General features: G+C 40.0%; 18 protein-coding genes. 1 reads left to right on the top strand and 17 read right to left on the bottom strand.

Annotated features, from left to right (window positions below; all coding sequences use genetic code 11):
* Window positions 1–31 precede the first annotated feature (31 nt).
* The 14 genes from QM454_RS10300 to QM454_RS10235 all read right to left on the bottom strand — a co-directional run bounded on the left by QM454_RS10300 (window position 32) and on the right by QM454_RS10235 (window position 11,435).
* Window positions 32–1,267, bottom strand: coding sequence for a NupC/NupG family nucleoside CNT transporter (locus QM454_RS10300; protein ID WP_432357563.1), 1,236 nt, complete (start codon window positions 1,265–1,267; stop codon window positions 32–34).
* 458 nt (window positions 1,268–1,725) lie between these two features.
* Window positions 1,726–1,980: a spore coat protein gene (locus QM454_RS10295; RefSeq protein ID WP_432357560.1), complete on the bottom strand. Its 255-nt coding sequence runs from the start codon at window positions 1,978–1,980 to the stop codon at window positions 1,726–1,728.
* Between the two features lie 16 nt (window positions 1,981–1,996).
* Entirely contained in the window at window positions 1,997–2,179 is a 183-nt protein-coding gene (locus tag QM454_RS10290) for a hypothetical protein (RefSeq protein ID WP_432357558.1), read from the bottom strand.
* A gap of 131 nt (window positions 2,180–2,310) precedes the next feature.
* Window positions 2,311–2,766 carry a hydrogenase maturation protease gene (locus QM454_RS10285; RefSeq protein ID WP_432357555.1) on the bottom strand — a complete coding sequence of 152 codons (456 nt, stop codon included), beginning with the start codon at window positions 2,764–2,766 and terminating at the stop codon, window positions 2,311–2,313.
* Window positions 2,766–4,172, bottom strand: a complete 1,407-nt coding sequence (locus QM454_RS10280; RefSeq protein WP_432357553.1) for a nickel-dependent hydrogenase large subunit — start codon at window positions 4,170–4,172, stop codon at window positions 2,766–2,768. Before QM454_RS10280 ends, QM454_RS10285 begins: the two co-directional genes overlap by 1 nt.
* Window positions 4,165–5,073 (bottom strand): hydrogenase small subunit, encoded by a 909-nt coding sequence (locus QM454_RS10275; RefSeq protein WP_432357551.1) that lies wholly within the window; start codon window positions 5,071–5,073, stop codon window positions 4,165–4,167. The genes QM454_RS10280 and QM454_RS10275 overlap by 8 nt, the downstream gene beginning before the upstream one ends.
* The gene (locus QM454_RS10270) at window positions 5,073–5,597 is read right to left on the bottom strand and encodes a cytochrome b5 domain-containing protein (RefSeq protein ID WP_432357548.1); all 525 of its coding nucleotides are present in this window, start codon (window positions 5,595–5,597) and stop codon (window positions 5,073–5,075) included. Before QM454_RS10270 ends, QM454_RS10275 begins: the two co-directional genes overlap by 1 nt.
* Before the next feature lie 58 nt (window positions 5,598–5,655).
* Entirely contained in the window at window positions 5,656–6,660 is a 1,005-nt protein-coding gene (hypE, locus tag QM454_RS10265; protein ID WP_432357545.1) for a hydrogenase expression/formation protein HypE, read from the bottom strand.
* Between the two features lie 3 nt (window positions 6,661–6,663).
* Complete coding sequence (gene hypD, locus QM454_RS10260) at window positions 6,664–7,770, bottom strand: hydrogenase formation protein HypD (protein WP_432357542.1); 1,107 nt, start codon at window positions 7,768–7,770, stop codon at window positions 6,664–6,666.
* On the bottom strand, window positions 7,727–7,978 hold the full coding sequence (locus tag QM454_RS10255) for a HypC/HybG/HupF family hydrogenase formation chaperone (RefSeq protein ID WP_432357539.1): 252 nt from the start codon (window positions 7,976–7,978) through the stop codon (window positions 7,727–7,729). The genes hypD and QM454_RS10255 overlap by 44 nt, the downstream gene beginning before the upstream one ends.
* 27 nt (window positions 7,979–8,005) lie before the next feature.
* Window positions 8,006–9,808, bottom strand: coding sequence for a carbamoyltransferase HypF (gene hypF, locus QM454_RS10250; RefSeq protein WP_432357536.1), 1,803 nt, complete (start codon window positions 9,806–9,808; stop codon window positions 8,006–8,008).
* The gene (gene hypB, locus QM454_RS10245) at window positions 9,775–10,419 is read right to left on the bottom strand and encodes a hydrogenase nickel incorporation protein HypB (protein ID WP_432357533.1); all 645 of its coding nucleotides are present in this window, start codon (window positions 10,417–10,419) and stop codon (window positions 9,775–9,777) included. The genes hypF and hypB overlap by 34 nt, the downstream gene beginning before the upstream one ends.
* A 3-nt stretch (window positions 10,420–10,422) precedes the next feature.
* Window positions 10,423–10,773, bottom strand: a complete 351-nt coding sequence (locus QM454_RS10240) for a hydrogenase maturation nickel metallochaperone HypA (protein WP_432357530.1) — start codon at window positions 10,771–10,773, stop codon at window positions 10,423–10,425.
* Window positions 10,774–10,913: 140 nt separating this feature from the next.
* Entirely contained in the window at window positions 10,914–11,435 is a 522-nt protein-coding gene (locus QM454_RS10235; protein ID WP_432357527.1) for a cupin domain-containing protein, read from the bottom strand.
* A gap of 311 nt (window positions 11,436–11,746) precedes the next feature.
* On the opposite strand from QM454_RS10235, the gene QM454_RS10230 reads away from it, so the two are divergent.
* The gene (locus QM454_RS10230) at window positions 11,747–13,729 is read left to right on the top strand and encodes a methyl-accepting chemotaxis protein (protein ID WP_432357524.1); all 1,983 of its coding nucleotides are present in this window, start codon (window positions 11,747–11,749) and stop codon (window positions 13,727–13,729) included.
* Window positions 13,730–13,783: 54 nt separating this feature from the next.
* Here the strand turns inward: QM454_RS10230 and QM454_RS10225 are convergent, their stop codons facing one another.
* The 3 genes from QM454_RS10225 to QM454_RS10215 form a co-directional block, all read right to left on the bottom strand.
* Window positions 13,784–15,082, bottom strand: coding sequence for a Na+/H+ antiporter NhaC family protein (locus tag QM454_RS10225; protein WP_432357522.1), 1,299 nt, complete (start codon window positions 15,080–15,082; stop codon window positions 13,784–13,786).
* A gap of 403 nt (window positions 15,083–15,485) precedes the next feature.
* Window positions 15,486–15,632, bottom strand: coding sequence for a hypothetical protein (locus tag QM454_RS10220; protein WP_432357519.1), 147 nt, complete (start codon window positions 15,630–15,632; stop codon window positions 15,486–15,488).
* A gap of 366 nt (window positions 15,633–15,998) precedes the next feature.
* Window positions 15,999–20,564, bottom strand: coding sequence for a hypothetical protein (locus QM454_RS10215; RefSeq protein ID WP_432357516.1), 4,566 nt, complete (start codon window positions 20,562–20,564; stop codon window positions 15,999–16,001).
* Window positions 20,565–20,905: the final 341 nt, after the last annotated feature.

The raw sequence follows: 20,905 nt of genomic DNA, 5'->3' as shown, positions 1-20,905 counted from the left end.
GTTATGAGTCAAGATTATATTCTATTGTTTATTAGATGAAGAACAATCCTACAATCGCACCGTTTAGCAAGTTCGCTAACGTTGCAGCAATCAAAGCTTTGAAAGCCATAGATTGAATGTCTTTTTTACGAGTTGGTGCTACACCGATCATAATTCCAAGAATGATTCCGATCGATCCGATGTTTGCAAAACCTGATAATGCAAATGTAAGAATCGCAATCGATTTTTCGGAGAATTGTTCCAACATCGTTGAAAGAGATGTAAACGCAACAAATTCATTTAAAATTATTTTTTGGCCAAGTAGATTACCGGCAGCAACTGCTTCACTCCAAGGAATACCGATGATAAACGCAATAGGAGCAAAGATATATCCCATAATTGTTTCAAATGAAAGGCTAGGAAGTCCTACTAACGAACCTACTCCACCTAAAATTCCATTCAGTAGCGCAACAAGGCCAATAATGGAAATCAAGATAATTCCCGCATTTACAGCAAGTCCAAGTCCTTCTTTAGAACCGTCGACAATGACATCCATAATATTCGAATCTTTTTTCGATTCGTCCATGTACCCGTCCATCTCTTTCCATTCGTTCGGATTGAGTTTGTCCGTTTCTGGGATCATGAGCTTTGCAAGCATTAATCCTGCAGGTGCAGACATAATTGCTGCAGAAAGCAAGTATTTAATCGGAATACCCATTGCGGCTAACCCGATAAGTACAGCTCCTGAAACGGAAGCTAGTCCACCAACCATGATGGCAAAAATTTGTGATCTTGACATTCGGCTAATATACGGTTTAACAGAAATAGCGGATTGTGTCATACCTAAGAAAATATTCATCGCTGCATTCGTCGATTCAACATATCCAGTTTTCATGAACTTAGAAATGATTCCACCCATTATTTTGACAATCAATTGCATGATTCCAAAATAATACAATAGCGAGATAAGAGCAGACAAGAAAATCATAATCGCTAGTACATTAATTGCAAATACAGAGCCAACCGGACCGGTTTTATCTGCTAACGGTCCAAAGACGAACGATAGACCTTCTACTCCATACCCCATCACTTTAGATACACCGTCAGAAATAAACTCAACGACAGCAATTCCAGCTCCCCATTTAAGGACGATAAATCCTAAAAGGACTTGAGAAAAGAATCCAACTAGCGCTGTTTGAACATTAATAATCTTTTTGTTTTCGGATAGTAGATATGCTATTAAAACAATCACTGCACATCCAAAAATCCCCCATAATATAGACAACATTATTATAAAGCCTCCTCATTTTTCAGAAAATAGGTAACCGGTTACACATTGCCAATAATGATCATTTGCAACCGTGTTTTTTTTTACTTCCACACTTCTGTAGATACGATATGAATAAACCTCTTTATGTTTCGATCGTAAAGGTGTTAATATCCTCCCTCAATGTGTAACCGGTTACCTAATAACGGCTCTCGGTTTTCTTATTTTTCAAAAGGTTATACTAATCATTTGTTATCCTAATTAGGGTAACACATTGCATAAAAAAGTGTATGATATTGAAATTAGAATGTCAATATAAATTTTTTATATCGGTACGTGAATGTTTTCACACTCCTTTTTCTAAACTTTTTTTACTTTTTTCACATTATAGATGGATTGCACCTCAATTGAAAGATATATTTTTTTAGTACAAAAAATTGAGCCATACCCGTGTTATGAGTATGGCTCAATTGTTATCGTTACGATCCTTGCGTTAACTCAGTCTTCATTTGTTGGATTACTTCCTGTGAAGCTGGTGCAGCTGGTTTGTAATACCCTTTTTCAAGTGCATAATTATATAACGTTCGCTGACGAGATTCGTCCTGATTTCTTAGCTGGATTAATGTTTGTCGTAATTCCGAATTATTTGCTTGGGTAATCATCGTGGCGTACCCTGTTAAACTTGCATTTAATCCAGCTAAATAATCGCCCACCATTTCTTTATCTTGAAACATATGTGAACAAGCCTCCTTATAAAAATGACAGTAATTGTTGCTTAGCTTGTGTTGCTGCTTGAGCATCTCTTTCAAAAATGGATTTTAACTCCGGGTCTTGACAATTTTGCGCATAAAACTCCAGCTTTTTCGTAATTAAACCGTGTCCGCCTATTAAATGGCGCAAGTTTTCCACTTCCAGCTCAGTTAAGTTGTGCATTCGTGTACCTCCTTTACGATTATCAACCCTATGCTCCCCTGTTCCAAAAAAAGTATACGTTTTTTCGTTAGTGTTTCATTAGATAAAAAAATACACCACTATCACAAGATAGCGGCATATTCTCGAAGGAGTTACTTGTTTTCTATTAACGTCTCAATGGTCTGTAATACATCTTCCACGATTGTGTTCCATTGCTCCCTTAACACTACGCTTAAACCGATATGGAACTTGATTTCATATGGTTCAATCCCTATGAGATATCCTTTTATCGATTTTTGGTGCTGATACAACGCTTGAAACAGATGAAAGTTATGCACGGATATATCTAACGGTTGGTCGTTATGTAAATCGGCGATTGAATAAACGGTAAGTGACCCTGGTTCGCTTCTCGAATAAATAGCGTCCACAATAATGACAAATGTCGCGTTTCTTAATTGGTCCATACAGTAATCAATATCCGATTCACCAACTAAAAAGGATATATGAGAGGTGCAATTCAGTCTGGATAGTTCTTCAATTACGTAAATACCGATGCCATCATCCATCATTAATCGATTGCCGATGCCTAAAACGATTAGTTTTTCCACTAGTATACCTTAATCGTTTTCACTTGTTTTCCGGGCCGATATACATGCGTCGCACAGGACATACAAGGGTCAAATGAACGTAGGATCCTACCAATTTCTGCAGGTTTATCGGGATTTTCAATCGGTGTGCCGATCAGTGCTTGTTCAGCTGTTCCTCTAAACCCACGATCATCCCGAGTTGAGAAGTCCCATGTCGATGGCGTAATAATTTGATAAAACGAGATTTTCTTGTCTTTAATTTTAAGCCAATGTCCTAATGCACCTCTCGTCGTATCGACTAACCCCCGTCCAGATGCCGCTTCTGGAAGTTCATATTTCTTCTGCACGTCTACCCCAGGAATAATTTGCTGAAGTAACGTCTTCATAACCTCTGCTATTTTCTTTGCTTCAAGCGCTCTCGCAATCGTTCGGTCCATCGCTGATATTCCATTCGTATATAATCCGCTCAATTGTAATCTTGCTAACGGACCGACTTCAAAAGGGAGTCCATTATATCTCGGTGCTTTCACCCAAGAATACGCTTTTTCTTTATCCATATTTGGCTCTGTCACTTCTTCACTTGGTTGACCGCTATTCGTGATCGATGTGAAATAAGCGTAATCAATTTTTTCCACGATTTTTGTTTCGTCAAACGGTTCAACCGTCTCATTTGTCGATACGAGTGGATTAACATATAGTGTGCCTAATTCCTTATAATCGTTAAACGCACCGTACGTTAACAAGTTGCCATACCCTCCGCCTAAGTAGAAATACTCTGGATAAAATTGCGCGATATCATATGCATCTGGAATCATCTTTTCATTAATGAATTGAGTAATTTTCTCTAAAACGGAATCGATATGGACAACTTTCTCAGCAGTTGCCTGCGTTGTTACACCACCAATAAAAACTCCATGGTTATGAGGAGCTTTACCGCCTAAAACGGCTAACATTTCGTGAGCGAGTCGACTGTATTGGAGGGAGTCAAAGTAATGTTGTGCAATCCTGTCATTTAGCGTTTTCGGTAGACGAAAGTCTTCATGATCCGTTTGAAGGAGAGTGTTTTGTTCAATTTTGACGAAGTCAGGAACGGTATATTGATAAAAATGGCGGATATGATTTTGTAAATACTCACAGCAATGGATAATATCTCGTAAGTATCTTCCTTGTTCCATCGGTTCAATGTGTAAAGCATCTTCTAACGCGAGGGATGAAGCCATTGAGTGAGCAGCAGAGCAAATACCACATATCCGTTGTGTAAAATAAACAGCATCAAACGGACTTCTTCCGACTAACATTTGCTCGAAGCCGCGAAATAAATTTCCTTTTGTTTTCACGTCAACGACTCGATTTTGGTCGATCATGACATCAATTTCCATGAATCCGCTAATGCGTGTTAACGGATTTATAACAATTCGTTTACTCATCCTTTACCACCTTTGTCGTGTCGTAGCTAATGAACGGCGCCATCGCGTCAGGGAAACCGAACGAAGCACAGCCAATACATGGCGTGTTTGCTCCTATCGGCCAATTGACATGGCCGTTCCATTGCCTCGTCGGACAATCAATTCTCGTGACAGGCCCCCGGCATCCAAGCTTGAATAAACATGTTTTATCTCCTAACTTTTCAGCAAAAATCCCACGGTCAAAAAACGGCCTTCTCGGACAACGGTCATGAATAAGCGTGCTATAAAATAGTAAAGGTCGGTCTAAACTATCCGTTTCCGGCTTTCCGTACAATAAAATATGAGCTAATGTCCCTAAAAACCAATCTGGATGAACAGGACAACCTGGCAGTTTAATCATTTCTTTATGCGGCAACACTTTTTGCAATGCTACTGATTCGGATGGATTCGGTTTTGCTGCGGATACCCCGCCATGTGTAGCACAAGCACCAACTGCGATAACATATGAAGCTTTTTCCCCAATCATCTGTGCTGCGTGAAGGCCAGTAAGAGGCTTTCCTTGCCAGCTACCGATAATGTTATATAAACCGTTATTTTTTAACGCAACAGCCCCTTCAACTGCCAATATATACTCTTCCTCATCCATCACCTTTAGTAGTTTCTCAATTGCCTGCTCTCCTTCAGCCGCCATTAAACTATTGCAATACTGAAGGTTCACCATCGACGTTAACATATACGCAAAATCAGGATTGTTGCCATTTAACAACGAAATGATATTTCCCGAACAACCATTTAACTCTAAGTAAATGAGGTTTTTCTTCTTAATTGTCCCCTTTTTAAAGCCTTCCATCGCCGCATCCGTCAACCTTTTTGCAACAGCCTCCGTCGTTAAAGACTCCGGTGGCAAAACTATCTGTTCCATTACGCCAACCTCCCTACAATAGGTAGTGTTGCTAAAATCGATTGTTGCCCAGTGTGACAGGAAGCAAATTCTTGCGTATAATCTTTGCCTGCAGTTAAACCAAAGTGGGTAGCAGCCGCCCACGCTCGATTGTTCGTGACATCATAGACGATCCCATTAACCGCAATATATGCAGGTCTTCCGTTCTTTCCAGTAAATGTAGCTAATTCTTCAACTGTAAATGTACGTTGATTGGACTGTGATTGGGGTGGTGTTTGTTGAGAAGTAACGGGTGTATTTTGCGGCTGTTGATTACTAGAAGGAAACGGCGTAAATGATTGTGAAGGGAAAACAGGATAACTCGTCTTCGCTTCATTTGCGAGTAATTCAGTTGAAAATTGAATAGCTGATAATGTATCCCATAATCGCTGAAGAAGGAGTGACTTCATCGTCGCGTCGCTCGTTGTCGATAACGAATAAATATCATGCCGTGCCTGAGTGACAAGATAATTCACGTGCATACGAATCATTTCGATAGTTTGCATGATAATCTCCCCTTTAGGAAATTTCCTCCTACTATCGTATGCTTCGTTATTAAAATGATTAACAAATCCTAGGCAACAGTGGTCCAGCAAGGCGATTCAGTCTTTTTGTCGTTCCAACAATTGTTTTCAATAGTAGTTTTCCCGATTCATCTTCGCAAGAAGCGACTTTTCCAATAACCTTTGCATTCTTTCCGATTTCATAGCTTTGTAAGAGTGCAAGTGCTTTTTGTTCTTCATTTGAATCAACGATAATGACTACTTTTCCTTCATTCGCAAGATAAAGAGGATCGTACCCTAAAATATCACATGCACCTTGCACGTCCTTGCGAACAGGAATCAAATCTTCATCCAGTTCAATTGAAAAACGAAAGTCTTCACATAGCTCTACTAAAGTTGTCGCTAATCCACCCCTCGTCGGATCCCGCATTATACGAACACCTTTCACTTCCTCCAAAAGTTCATGAATGATGCCGGTTAACGAAGCACAATCACTTTGGACATTTGTGAGTAGTCCAAGCTCTTGGCGTGCACTTAAAATCGCAACCCCATGGTCCCCGATTGTTCCGCTAATAAGTACGGAATCTCCTTCTTGAATTAATTCAGGTTGCAATCGTTTTTCTTGTACGATGCCGATCCCTGTCGTATTAATAAAGAGCCCATCTGCACTCCCTTTTTCAACTACTTTCGTATCCCCCGCAACGATTGTGACCCCTGCTCTTTCCGCTTCCTCTGCCATCGTTTTCACAATGTCTTTAAGGCTTTTTATCGGAAACCCTTCTTCGATAATAAATCCAGCAGTGAGTACATACGGAATAGCACCACTTACAGCTAAATCGTTTACGGTTCCTGCGATTGCCAATTTCCCAATATTGCCGCCTGGAAAGAATAGTGGATTGACGACAAAACTATCAGTCGTTACAGCGATCGTTTGCTCACGCAACGAAAGTATCGCAGAATCGAACTGTGTATGCTTTGAATGACCAAATGATTTTATAAACACTTTTTGGATGAGCTCATTTGCTACCTCTCCACCTTCTCCATGCGCTAAACTAATTCGCTGCAACGATCACACCTCCCGCATGAATTGGTAATGTGCCGCACACGTTCCTTCGGTTGATACCATACAAGGACCAATCGGATTTGTCGGCGTGCATCCTTTATTGAACAGCACACATTGTTCTGGTGTAATCGCTCCACGGACAATTTCTCCACAGCGGCATTTCGTCTTTCTCGGTTCTTTAATTGAAATAGAAAACTTCTTTTTTGCATCGTACTTGGCATATTGCTCCTTTAAATCTAATCCACTGTTCGGAATGGTGCCTATCCCTCTCCATACTTCGTCATGCGTTTCTAAATACGTATGAACTAACTGTTGAGCGACTTCGTTTCCTTTATCGCTTACAACGTATGGATAAGCATTGAGAATCGAAATCTTATTTTCTAACTGAAGTTGCAGCAGCTTATAAAGTCCGCTAAGCAATTCAACGGGTTCAAAACCAGTAATTACTCCTGAAACACCGTATTCATCCGCCAAGAAATGATAAGTTTGTTTTCCTACGACGACGGATACATTTCCAGGTAAGAGAAATCCATCCAGTTTGACGTCTCCCGACTGAAGCAACGTTCGTAATACAGGTTCAACTAATTTTGTCGTCATCCATATCGAATAATTCGTTAACTGCTTTCTCTCCACCTCGCGAACAGTGAGCGCAAGAATCGGAATTGTCGTTTCAAACCCAATCCCTAAAAAAACGACTTCCTTATGTGGATTTTCTTCCGCTATTTTCACGCTATCTAACGGTGAATAAATAACCCGTATATCCTTTCCTTCTGTTTTCGCTTTCATTAACGAAGATGCAGAACCTGGAACGCGCATCATATCCCCGAATGTACAAAGAATCGTGTTCGGCTCTTCTGCTAATTGAATCATCGCATCGATCGACTTTTGTTCTGTGACACATACGGGACATCCAGGCCCAGCAATGAGATGTACATCGTCTTTTAATCTCGTTTTTATGCCCGTTTTCGCTAACGCCATCGTATGGGAACCGCATACTTCCATAAATACTGGAACTCTGCCTTTTTCTTCTTTGAATTTTTTCGCCAAATCGATTACCGCTTCGACTAATTCACGCGTTAACGTCGGTTCTGAAAAGAGTTCCATGTTTACCATGTAATACGTTCCTCCACTCATCTATACTTTCCTTTGCAAATTGCTCATCTACGATCGTCATTGCTTGCCCAGCATGTAGCAACACATAATCATCGATTTGAACGTCTGGAACAAAAAAGATGCCGATATACATTCTCGAGCCCATCACATCTACTAAAGCTCTTTCGTCTTCGATTTCAATTACTTTCGCCGGCACACCTAAACACAAATCGTTTCATCCCCTTTACTTCCCTTTTCACCTGTTCGACAGTGCATGAGCAGCAATAATGAGTTGCCCTAATGAGAGACCTCCGTCATGACACGGGACATGTTTATGCGTATACACGTTAAACCCTTCTCGTTGAAGGTCTTTCTTTATTTCTTTACATAAAAACATATTTTGAAAGGAGCCTCCTGATAGTACAACCGTTTTCCGTAAACTCGGTCGATTTTTCACTAGTGTTAATATCGTTTCGACACAACTAGCAACTATCGTCGTATGAAACTTTTGGATTATTTTCGTTAACGGTTGTTGATGAAATTTATCTTGGATAATTTCCGCAATCATTGGAGAGAAGTCGAGTTCAATTCGCTCGTCTCTGTTCATATTTACATCGTAGGCGTAAACCGTTTCCGCGCGTTCAAATCCCACTTTATACATATAATCCGACAACTTTTCTGCCGCTTCGCCTTCATACGTTGCGATTGAACAAATACCGAGAATCGCACTAACAGCATCAAACAAGCGTCCGCATGTTCCCGCCAAAGGTGTATTCAGCTTATAAGCTACCATTTTTTCTATAATGTTTATTTCTTGAACTTTGTCAGGAAACAGTTTCCTACATAGATCCTTCCCTTCTTCTGGCCAATAGGATAGCAGCATCCCGACCGCGTTCCGCCACGGTTCTTCAACAGCTTTTTCTCCGCCCGGAAGAGGTGTGTACCTCAAATGAGCAAGTCGTTCAAAAGATGTCGCATTACCATATAGAAATTCAAATCCCCAAATATTCCCGTCCTCTCCGTATCCTGTTCCGTCTAAAATAATGCCTAAGCAAGGTTCCTGTAGATTGTTATCTTCCATACAGGAAACGTGATGTGCATGGTGGTGTTGCACAACGATCGATTTTCGCTTTAGTTTTTTTGCAATTAAACCTGATGCATACAAAGGATGTTTATCAACGGCTACATACGGTTCATTCACCCCAAGCGATTCCTCAAATTGACGAAGTCGGTCTTCAAAGAAAGCAATCATCTCTTCGTTTTCTAAATCACCTATTTGAGGGCCAATGGTAATTCGATTGTGCTTCCCACCAGTTAATGTATTTTTTTGATTGCCACCTAATGCGATGATGTCATTTACATTAACTGTCGTATCGAACTGGTTAGGTGCAAATCCTCTCGCACGCCGGACAAATACTATGTTTTCCCCATCATGTCGGACGACAGAATCATCAATCGGAAAATTGATAGTACGGTTATGCGTCAGTACATAATCGCTTATCGTTTCTAATTGTTCCAACTGGTCCTCTTTATAAAAAATCGGGAAACGAGATGGGTTCGCACTCGTCATGACGAGACATTGTACTTCATTAGTTGAGAATAAAAGATGATGGAGTGGTGTATAAGGCAACATAATTCCAACGGTCGATAAGCCAGGAGAGATCGTTCGCGGCAATGGTGCTTCTTTCTTTCTTTGCAATAGTACGATAGGCGATGCCGGACTTGTCAGAAGTTCTTCTTCGTGTTCGGACATATAACATAGTTTTTTCGCCACTTCGATTGACTTCACCATCAGTGCCAACGGTTTTTGAGGCCGATTCTTTCTACGTCGTAATTCATCGACAACGCTTTCCACATACGCATTACAAGCTAAATGAAAGCCACCAATTCCTTTAATCGCGATGATTTTTCCTTGTTTAATTAAATCCGTCGCTCGTATAATAGCTACTTCATTTTCGGCTACTACTTTCCCACCCTGGCGATAAAGCGTAAACGTAAGCTCGGAAGTTGCTCGATCAGCTAGTATTAACGGAGTCGTTCCTTTATCCAATGAATCCATCCTTCCATTCCTTCACCTGTTTTAGCGGATAATGTTATGAATTGAGCTTGTGGATTAATTTCACGTAAATTCATTTCAGCTTCATCTATATCGAAAGATACGTACGGAAGGAGGTCGACTTTATTAATGATCGTCAAATGGGTACGTTTAAACATGACCGGATATTTCGGAATTTTATCATTGCCTTCAGGAGTACTTAACACGACGACTTTGTAATCTTGTCCTAAATCATAACTCGACGGACAAACTAAATTACCGATATTCTCGATAAACAAAATATCAATTGATGGCAGATCAAATTCCGGAAGTATTTTTGCAATCATCCTTGCATCGAGATGGCAGCCTCCGACTGTATTAATTTGAACGGTTTGTATTCCTAACGAACGTATCCTTTCTGCATCGCGTTCCGTCGCTAAATCCCCTTCAATGACCGCAATTTGGTATTCATCTTTTAACGCTTTAATCGTTTCTTCCAGTAACGTCGTTTTCCCCGCCCCAGGAGAGCTCATCATGTTAATGACGAGCGTTTTATGTTGTTTGAAAATTGCTCGATTGAATGTAGCAGCCTCGTTTTGATCCTTTAACACATCTTCTTGAAGTTGGATTTTCATCCTTCACTCTCCTTCATACGATTGAACTGTAAACGTTTCACCAGAAATGAGTACACAACTCGGTATTTCACATTTCGGACAGAGCGCCAATCGATAGTCAGGTGTAAATTCATACAGACATGTTTGACACTTCGCTTTCGCTTCTTCACGAATGATCACTAACTCCGTCTGTTCATTAAGAACGCCTACCCCATGTTCTCGAAAATAAAAAAACGCTAACTCCAACGCATCCGGCAGCACATTACTTACATCACCAACAATGACATCGATTTTATGCACTTTACGAATGCGACGGTTCGTAGCATCTTCTGACACAATTTGAATAATATCCGCCATTAGTGACATTTCATGCATCGGTAACACACCCTCTATATTCTCTCTCTACCATTGTTATGCTTTCGTTTTTTAAAAAGAAGTCACGTTGTTGTTTATTCGAAATAAAAAAGAGGTCGTCAATGTGACGACCCCTTGATTTATAGTAGCGACTTAACCGATTATTCCGGAAGTACTTCATACGCTAGTTTCATAATAATTTCCTCGTGCTCTGGATATTTCGAGAGCAACTCGGCTTGTGTAAACATTTCAAAGTCTTGGAATTCAAAGCCGGGCGATACCATGCACCCAACTAACGAAAATGCATCTTCTTCCATAACAGATGATCCGAAGATAGAGTTTTTCGGTACGAGCGCTTGAGGAACTTCTCCTTGCTCAAGGTTGAGCCCAAGCTTAATCTCTTCATACGTCCCATCTTCGTGGAGTATATGAACGGTTAAAGAACTTCCCGCGTGATAATACCATAACTCATCAGACTTCAACCGATGAAAATGCGACACATCTTTCGTTGTTAATAAAAAGTAAATGCTCGTATAAAGTTTTCTCTTTCCTTCATACGTTACCGATAATTCCTCGTCTGTTACGTGTTCCTCAGAAGCAAACGTCCGTTTATAAAATCCGCCTTCCGGATGTGGTTCTAAACCGAGTTTAGAGACGTAATACTGTGCATCCCGTTTCATCATCAATTTCCTCCAATCAATCTTTAGCCATTACAAAACGAAAAGTCCAATCATTATAGCGGTTCAACGATATGCGCAAAAATAATGAACTTTTTAAGTAAGAATGAATTATAGCACCGAATTTTATTGATGGAAAGCGATATTGCTGTAACGGAAAACCGCGAAAATTTATTTTGGAATTAACATCGCTTGCAAGTACGGAATATTTTCCCACATAAAAAAATCCGTACTAAATTAAGAAATGACTTAAAGTACTCCAATTTCTGTCGAAAAAAACGTATGGACAAAAATACACCTTAGAAAGGAAAGTTGTCATGGTCAAATCTCTAAAAACAAAAATTATCTTTACATCACTCATCTTATTTTTCGCAGGAACAATACTCATGGCCTACATGCTCAATAGCCAGGTGAAGAAGCGTTCCTTAGAAAACGTCATCGATTCAAGTGCGGCGATTTCGAACCAAATGGGCCTTACAGTCGAAAACTTCCTTGCACAATTTTCAACAGGCATCGATTCATTAACTGATTCGAATGAAATAATAAACTTCACGGGTACTGAAAGTTCAAATGTTAGTGAAGCGCAGTTGTTGAAAAGACTGAAAGATTTCTTGGCGGTCTATTCGGACGCAACAGCAGTCTATTATGCGCTGCCTTCTAAACACCTCGTCATTTATCCAGTGGCGGATTTAACCGGATTTGATCCGACAAGCCGCACGTGGTATCAAAATGCAATTGAACAATCGGACAGCGTTCAATGGTCATCCCCTTATATCGATGAAGTTAGCGGCAACTTCATGATTACCGCTTCCATCGCTGTGAAAAAGAACGGGACGGTAGTCGGCGTAGCCGGAGTTGACATCATGTTGACTGCCATTACTGAAATGCTGAACTCGACGTATATCCCACACGGTGGCTATTCAGTGCTTTTAGACGAAAACGGCACGGCGATTTCACACCCGACGAAGAGCGGAGAAAACTTAATGGAACTCGCATATGTCCAAAACTTGTACAATTCGGATTCTGGGGATATGGCGTTTAAAAATGAGGACGGCAAAAAGATGGTTAGCATCCACTCGACAATCCCTCACTTCGGATGGAAGGTTAGCACTGTCTATGAAGAAGCGAAGCTTATGGAAATGGCCCGACAGTTGTTCATTTCCCTTTTACTTATTTCAGTCATCACGCTCGCTGTTGTCGGAATTGGCCTGTACATCCTCATAAGCAGGTTACTAAAGCCGGTTGCACGTCTTCGAAGTTTGATGGATAACGTTGCAGAAGGCGATCTAACTGTCCAATCGGATATTCGTACGAAAGATGAGATTGGACAGCTTAGCGAAAACTTCAACAAGATGATCGCCAATATGCATGGCATCATTTCTGTTGTTAATCAATCCGCCGACAATGTGAGGGCAAGCTCTGAAAACTTAAGTGCAGTTGCAGAAGAGACGAATGCATCAAGCTCTGAAATAGCACATGCTATCAATGAAATTGCCCATGGTGCTTCAAGATCCGCGGGAGACGCCGAAATGGTTACCGAAAAAGCCGAAGAACTCGGCCGGCAAATTAACGACATTACGGAACGAGCAATTTCAATGAAGGCAATTGCAGAGCAGACAGGCACGATGAACACGAACGGCCAAACCCAAATGGCTCACCTTCAACAGACATTTGTATCGTCAGGAGAAAACTTGAAATCGATGAACGATGCAATTAGTACACTCGGTAAAAAAGTGAAAGAGATTGGCGGCGTCATGGCGACGATCACGGACATCTCCTCACAGACGAACCTACTCGCGTTGAACGCAAGCATTGAAGCGGCACGCGCAGGCGAACACGGGAAAGGCTTTGCAGTCGTTGCTGAGGAAGTTCGGAAGCTTGCAGAAATGTCTGCACGCGCAACGGAAGAAGTTCAAGAAACCGTCATGCAACTACAGGAAGAATCTCGACTTGTAACGATGCAGATGGACGAAACGATTACGACTTTCCGTGACCAAGGGACAGTCGTTCAGGAAACAGAGGCGACATTCGCCCAACTATCCGCGTTAATGGACGATATGCAGGATTCTATCAACTTAATTTCCCATGAAATCCAGAACGTCGCCCGTCACAAAGATGAAGTAACGATAACTAGCCAAACGATGGCAGCGACAGCCGAAGAAACAGCAGCCGCATGCGAAGAAGTTAGTGCCTCAACTGACGAGCAACTTCGCGCAATCCAATCCGTCACCAACGCAGCAGAAACACTTACGGACTTAAGTGAGAAACTGAACTTGGCGATTGATCGGTTTAAAGTTTGAATTTAAAAATCCCGCTACAGGCTAATTGGCCTGGCGGGATTTTCTTTTTTTCTTCTATGCTTTTTTAAACCTAGGATATCCAATCAAAATCGCAATGACGCAGCAAATCCCCATCAGTACAGGGTAGAACGAATAGACGATTATGCTTAACGGTGAAATTGCCGCTAATCCCGCGGCCGCCAATACTTGGACGCCGTACGGCAAGACACCTTGCCAGACGCTTGAAAACGTATCAAGCAAACTGGCGGATTTGCGGGGATCGATGCCATACTCATCTGCAATGCGCTTCGCGATCGGCCCCGTAATAATGATGGCGATTGTATTATTCGCGGTCGCAATATCCGCCGCGCTCACTAATCCTGCAATGCCGAATTCGGCACCTTTTTTCGATTTAATCTTGCTCGTAATGACCCGCAATAAGTAATCGATGCCACCATTATGCTGAATGATCCCGACGATTCCACCAATCAAAATAGAAACGATCGCTAAATCCTCCATCGACATAATGCCAGCTGATACTGTCTGCAAGAGACTAGCCAGCTCATAGGAACCATCGAGCAGTCCAATGACACCGGCAAAAATTGTTCCGCCAACGAGCACGACCAATACATGCGCTCCGAGCAATGCCGCCACTAAAACAGCCAAATACGGCAAGATTTTAATGAATTCAAACGGGTATTCACCAGTAAGCTCCGCCGAATTGCCTTGCGTCAACAGAGCGAGGAGAATCATCGTCAGTATCGCTCCTGGAAGAACAATAAAGAAATTCACTTTAAACTTGTCCTTCATTTTTGTCTGTTGCGTCCGGACCGCCGCAATCGTCGTATCCGAAATCATCGACAGGTTATCTCCGAACATCGCGCCACCAATGACCGTTGCCATCGCAAGTGCTACGGGGATGTCCGTTTGTGCGGCAATTCCTACACCGATCGGCGCCAACGCAACAATCGTACCCATTGACGTTCCCATCGAAATCGATATGAAACAGCCAATGATAAACAATCCGACAATGAGTAAATTCGCAGGCAGCAACGACAATCCTAAATTGACCGTCGATTCAACAGCTCCCATTCCTTTCGCCACACCCGCAAAAGCGCCCGCCAAAAGAAAAATGACTGCCATTAAAATAATATTCGGATGCCCCGCATGCTTCATAAAAACATCGACCTTGTTACTAAACGTCTCCCTCCGATTCATTATAAGCGCGACAGCCGCCGCAATAAGCATCGCCACATTCAAAGGCATATTATAAAAGTCCTTCGTCACAATCCCCGACCCGATAAACAGGACAACAAAAACAATAAGCGGCAAAAACGCCAAAAGACTCCCTTTTTTTAATTGTTGGTTTGACATATGCATTCCTCAACTTCATTGTATTCACTATTGCAAGTATACTAGTATAACATATAAACCAGCATTCAAACGAGTATATACTCGTTTGAATGCTGGTTTTAAATGACTTCTTAAAACTTATGTCTAATTCCAGTTATATGTCATTCAATCAATTTGCGATATAGTATTTTCTTCACATAAAGAAAATTTATCACGATAATCACTATCGTACTCATGATAACTAACTATTCTTTTAGGACTGACCAGAATCTCCTTTGGTCTCACCGATTTGCATTGTCCTTTGCAAAATGGCACCGTGGATGGAATGGATATCCAGAAGGAGGAGCTGTCGGGTCCGGGACATCCCCTTAAAAAATGATCTGCTCTTTGTTCACGTCTGAATCAAGGATTGGGGCCGCCGACATTAACGCTTGTGTGTATGATGTAAAGGATTTTTGAACAGCTCCTTCTTCTTGGAAAGCTCGACGTTTCTCCCTAAGTACATGACGCCGATCCACTCGTTAATGTGTTTGACGACACTCAAATCATGGGCGATGAAAATATACGTCAACCTAATGTCTCTTTCAACCCTTCTAATAAATTCAGAATCTGAGCTTGTACAGAAACATTTAAAGCGTACACAGGCTCATCCGCAATGATGATTGAAGAACTGACTTCTATCGCACGTGCAATCCCGAAAGAGAAAGCATTGAAGTTTTTTGTCATCAATGCTTATAACAGATAACCATAAAATATACTCAGTAAATTGCCAAGAATTTTTTCTATTGTTTGGCTTGGAAGGCATATATATTTTTCTTTAAGGTAGTGTTAAATTTACGTTCAGTAGAATTTCCACACCCTTTAACAGCCCAATTATTGGCATCCCTCATTATTGGAAAAACATCTGCATTTGCACTACTTAGATAGATGGCGTAATTCACAAAACTGAAATTCGTAACCTAAGGTTTTTTCCTTCATATTTGAAATCGATATATACAGCACCCTTTGTTATCGCATCAAGTTCACCATTTTTCACTGTAACACGACTTGGATAAGTACTTGTGATTTCCACATCATTAACATTTAAATCTATCACATTCCCGTCTGACAATTTCCCCTTCAGACCATTAATTGTATATTTTTGCCCAACAATCATTGAAGAGGGGAAGAGAGGGTCTTCCATATAGATACTATCTAATGTAATGCCAGCTGAAACATCAATTCGCTTTCGGATGCTTTTGCCTTCAAATTTGAAATCAATGTACAAGGACCCCTTTGATTTTGCTTCAAGTTCTCCATTCGCTACAGTCACTCTGCTTGGATATGTGCTCAAGATTTCCACGTCATTTATATCTATATCTTTAATATTTCCGTCTGTCCATTTCCCTTTTAATCCACTAATCATGTATTTTTCTCCAATTTGCATTAATGAAGGGAATAAGGGATCTTCAATATAAATGTCTACTAGTGTAGGACCCGCTTCAACACCAATTAGTTTCCGGATAATTTTGCCTTCATACTTGATGTCGATATATACGGAACCCTTCGATTTTGCTTCAAGTTCGCCATTCGTTACGGTCACCCTGCTTGGATATGTGCTCGAGATTTCCACGTCATTTATATCTATATCTTTAACATTTCCGTCTGTCCATTTTCCCTTTAATCCACTAATCATGTGTTTTTCTCCAACTTGCATTAATGAAGGGAATAAGGAATCTTCAATGTAAAAGTCTACTAGTGTAGGACCCGCTTCAACACCAATTAGTTTCCGGATAATTTTGCCTTCATACTTGATGTCGATATATACGGAACCCTTCGATCTTGCTTCAAGTTCGCCATTCGTTACAGTCACCCTGCTTGGATATGTGCTCGAGATTTCCACGTCATTTATATCTATATCTTTAACATTTCCGTCTGTCCATTTTCCCTTTAATCCACTAATCATGTGCTTTTCTCCAACTTGCATTAATGAAGGGAATAAGGAATCTTCAATGTAAAAGTCTACTAGTGTAGGACCCGCTTCAACACCAATTAGTTTCCGGATAATTTTGCCTTCATACTTGATGTCGATATATACGGAACCCTTCGATCTTGCTTCAAGTTCGCCATTCGTTACAGTCACCCTGCTTGGATATGTGCTCGAGATTTCCACGTCATTTATATCTATATCTTTAACATTTCCATCTGTCCATTTTCCCTTTAATCCACTAATCATGTGCTTTTCTCCAACTTGCATTAATGAAGGGAATAAGGAATCTTCAATGTAAAAGTCTACTAGTGTAGGACCCGCTTCAACACCAATTAGTTTCCGGATAATTTTGCCTTCATACTTGATGTCGATATATACGGAACCCTTCGATCTTGCTTCAAGTTCGCCATTCGTTACAGTCACCCTGCTTGGATATGTGCTCGAGATTTCCACGTCATTTATATCTATATCTTTAACATTTCCGTCTGTCCATTTTCCCTTTAATCCACTAATCATGTGCTTTACTCCAACTTGCATTAATGAAGGGAATAAGGAATCTTCAATGTAAAAGTCTACTAGTGTAGGACCCGCTTCAACACCAATTAGTTTCCGGATAATTTTGCCTTCATACTTGATGTCGATATATACGGAACCCTTCGATCTTGCTTCAAGTTCGCCATTCGTTACAGTCACCCTGCTTGGATATGTGCTCGAGATTTCCACGTCATTTATATCTATATCTTTAACATTTCCGTCTGTCCATTTCCCTTTTAATCCACTAATAATGTGTTTTTCTCCAATTTGCATTAATGAAGGGAACAAATCATCATCAATGTAGAAGCTTTCTATAGTAGCACCTGCCAAAACTTCAACTCGTTTTCGGAAAAGTTTACCTTCATATTTAAAATCTATATATGTGGGCCCTTTTGATTTTGCTTCGAGTTCACCCTCAAATATAGATACACGACTCGGATACGTAATTGTAATATCCACATCATTAACATCTAATTTCTTTATAGTGCCGTCCGACCATAGGGAAGATAATTCAATCTTAATCTTATCTCCTATATGAAATACTTCTGGTAAGTCTTTAATTACTATATCCTGCAATTCAGGATTTCCTTCTACTTGTATTACACTCTTGACTGTAGATACACCATTTTTCGCAGTAATTATTACCTCTCCACTCTTCGCGTCCAATGGAATTGTTACAAAACCTTCAGAGTCTACATTCGCTATAGATTTATTAGATGTAGAATAGGTTGTTCCAGTATTTGATGCAGTAACATCTTTTGTTGATCCATTGCTCATAAATGCTTTAACAATCAACTGCATTTTATTATCTGTTAATGACATTTTCTCAGCTTCTGGAGAAATTAACAGATACTTTATAGTTGGTTTTGTAATATTAACCACTATTCGTGACTGAAGACCTTCGTATGTTATCAGGATTGTCGAAGAACCTGTTACATCTTCTACGGTGACATTTAGTAGACCTTCCTTTGAGACAGAGACTAAGGATGGATTGGAACTTAAATAAGTTACACCGCTTTGTGAAGAAGTTATATCCTTTCGTCCGCCAGCATTCACTTCTACAACTTTTAATTGTTGCTGTTGTCCACTAGAAAGATTCGTCTTTGTTGGTGTAACCTCGAGAAATCTTTCTTCACTTCCACCATTTATTATTACCCAAACTTTTTCTGTGATGGTTCCATAGGTAATCTCAATGTATGCTTTTGTACTATCAGCATTTTTATTAGCTGTTATAAGCCCTAAACTATTTACAGTTATAACATCAAGGTTTGAACTTGAATATTCAGTGATAGAATCCGAACTGATATCTTTTTTCGTCCCGTCAGTATACTTTAATATTGGTTTCAGTTGGTATGTTTCACCTGAGCCTAGTTCCAAGTCATGTATTGATTCAATATCATCTGGAATAGCGGGTGAGACTGTTATTTTTCCTTTAACCGTGAAGTAAAAATTTGAAAAATCACCAGGTGTATTTTTATATCTCAGCGTTTTACTATTTCCTCTGTTATCCATTAAACTAATAGATGTTAATTTCCATTCCCCGAGTTCATCGTATTTATCAATTATTATTTTGGCAACATATGAATTTCCAGTCTTCGTGAAATTCAAATTGAAGATCCGACCGCTTGGTCTTGCATACTGGCCACTAATTGTAGACACACCTGAAATCAAATCTTTTGGTTCAGCCGTAAATACTACTTCAGCAGTATTTGAGGTAAGTTGTGATACTCCTATCTTCAAATGCTCTAGAGTTGGAGCTTCTAAATCCGGAGTTGTACCTGAAATTATAACATCGAATTGGTTAAGACTTGTCAATCCATCATAAATCTGTGTAGATCGATCATATGTCCTTGTATTTCCAACTATATCTCTAACCGTTACCGATACTAGTTCATATACACCTAATTCATCATACTGCCCTATTGACCTTGAACCTATATAATTATCTGTTCCAGCTTGACGATAAAAACTAATTGAGAATGTATTTCCAGAAGGTTGTTTATAATTTGCATAAATTGATGAAATACCTGATAAATTGTCTGTAGCTTCAAACGTCAGTCTAATCGCTTCTTTATTTTTGACGTTATTTGATTGTATCTCTATACTTTTCAGTATAGGAGCCTCATTATCAATAGTTGTTCCTGTAATTAAAACATTTCCATGATCTAAAGATTTAGTTTCATCTAAATCATTCACATAATTTATATACGTTTGTCGATTTCCAACTCTATCCGCCAACTCTATTGCAGTAAGCTGCCAGAGTCCCGGTTCATCATAAGGTTTTACTAGATAAGTTGATGTAAAAGTGTTAGATGCTTGCTGTTTAGTAAGAGTAACTCTCTCCCTATCTCCCGAAGGCTTTGAGTAAACGGCAACAGCAGTCCAAATTCCCGATTCATTATCGGTAGCTACAACAGACAATTGAATATTGTTTCCATTTTCAACTTCATTTGACGCTATTGAAACATCTTTTAATATTGGAGCTTCAAAGTCTGTTCTTTGTTCTGGTTCTGGTACTTTGATTGTTCCACTAACATCGATAAACATTTCCGAAAAATCGAATGTGTCATTTGTTTTAGCCGAAGTTGAATGAAGAATTGTTCTTTCATTATCTTTATAATCCTTGACAACAACATTAAGGACTGTCCATGTTCCCTCCGTTTCATATTGTCCAACATTTATCTCTGCCTCATATAATTGATTTTTAGAGTTGTACACAAGATTGAAAGTTTGTGAAGCTCCATTCGCCTTTCTATATGTAATTGTTGAATTTTTAACACCAGATCCTTGATCCCCATCCGAAATTTCCGCTATTAGTATAATTGAGTCAGTAGGTGTAATAGAATTGCTTGAAATACTAATATTTTTTAAAATAGGTGCCTCAAGGTCAGGTGTAGGGTCCTCAATTTCCACTTCCGTCGCAAGGATGAACGACTGTGGAAGAATCATTAGGCATATGGAAAATAACAAGAAAATTTTAGTCAATGTCTTTGTACTCATTATTGCCCTCCGTTATGAATTACTTTTCCGATTAGGTCTTTAATTACACATATATTTAAGTACTTAATAGGTATAATGTTTTACTCTGTTTTATCAAAAAAGACCCTAGGTAAACCTAGAGTCTCTCTTAACATAATTATGGCGAAATTAACGTAGAAGTTGAAGTACGCCTTGTGGTTGTTGGTTTGCTTGCGACTTATCTCGTTATTTCTAACAAGGTCAGACTATATCTTCACCCTTATTGTAAGGGGCTGGGCACTTCGAATGTTACGACTCGTAACACCCTACGGATTTCATCGTCATAGCAATCGCTTTAGACGGTATATCCTAGTCGTTGAACG

The organism is Sporosarcina sp. UB5 (assembly GCF_050859005.1).
Lineage (GTDB): Bacteria > Bacillota > Bacilli > Bacillales_A > Planococcaceae > Sporosarcina.
The sequence above is the reverse complement of the archived record's forward strand: the minus strand, read 5'-3'. Positions and strand labels throughout refer to the sequence as shown.

What these genes read in the sequence shown, in the direction of transcription:
- QM454_RS10300 (WP_432357563.1), bottom strand. Translation starts at nt 1,267, where the DNA reads ATGTTGTCTATATTATGGGGGATTTTTGGATGTGCAGTGATTGTTTTA.
- QM454_RS10295 (WP_432357560.1), bottom strand. Translation starts at nt 1,980, where the DNA reads ATGTTTCAAGATAAAGAAATGGTGGGCGATTATTTAGCTGGATTAAAT.
- QM454_RS10290 (WP_432357558.1), bottom strand. Translation starts at nt 2,179, where the DNA reads ATGCACAACTTAACTGAGCTGGAAGTGGAAAACTTGCGCCATTTAATA.
- QM454_RS10280 (WP_432357553.1), bottom strand. Translation starts at nt 4,172, where the DNA reads ATGAGTAAACGAATTGTTATAAATCCGTTAACACGCATTAGCGGATTC.
- QM454_RS10275 (WP_432357551.1), bottom strand. Translation starts at nt 5,073, where the DNA reads ATGGAACAGATAGTTTTGCCACCGGAGTCTTTAACGACGGAGGCTGTT.
- QM454_RS10270 (WP_432357548.1), bottom strand. Translation starts at nt 5,597, where the DNA reads ATGCAAACTATCGAAATGATTCGTATGCACGTGAATTATCTTGTCACT.
- hypD (WP_432357542.1), bottom strand. Translation starts at nt 7,770, where the DNA reads ATGGTAAACATGGAACTCTTTTCAGAACCGACGTTAACGCGTGAATTA.
- hypF (WP_432357536.1), bottom strand. Translation starts at nt 9,808, where the DNA reads ATGGATTCATTGGATAAAGGAACGACTCCGTTAATACTAGCTGATCGA.
- hypB (WP_432357533.1), bottom strand. Translation starts at nt 10,419, where the DNA reads ATGAAAATCCAACTTCAAGAAGATGTGTTAAAGGATCAAAACGAGGCT.
- QM454_RS10240 (WP_432357530.1), bottom strand. Translation starts at nt 10,773, where the DNA reads ATGCATGAAATGTCACTAATGGCGGATATTATTCAAATTGTGTCAGAA.
- QM454_RS10235 (WP_432357527.1), bottom strand. Translation starts at nt 11,435, where the DNA reads ATGATGAAACGGGATGCACAGTATTACGTCTCTAAACTCGGTTTAGAA.
- QM454_RS10230 (WP_432357524.1), top strand. Translation starts at nt 11,747, where the DNA reads ATGGTCAAATCTCTAAAAACAAAAATTATCTTTACATCACTCATCTTA.
- QM454_RS10225 (WP_432357522.1), bottom strand. Translation starts at nt 15,082, where the DNA reads ATGTCAAACCAACAATTAAAAAAAGGGAGTCTTTTGGCGTTTTTGCCG.
- QM454_RS10215 (WP_432357516.1), bottom strand. Translation starts at nt 20,564, where the DNA reads ATGAGTACAAAGACATTGACTAAAATTTTCTTGTTATTTTCCATATGC.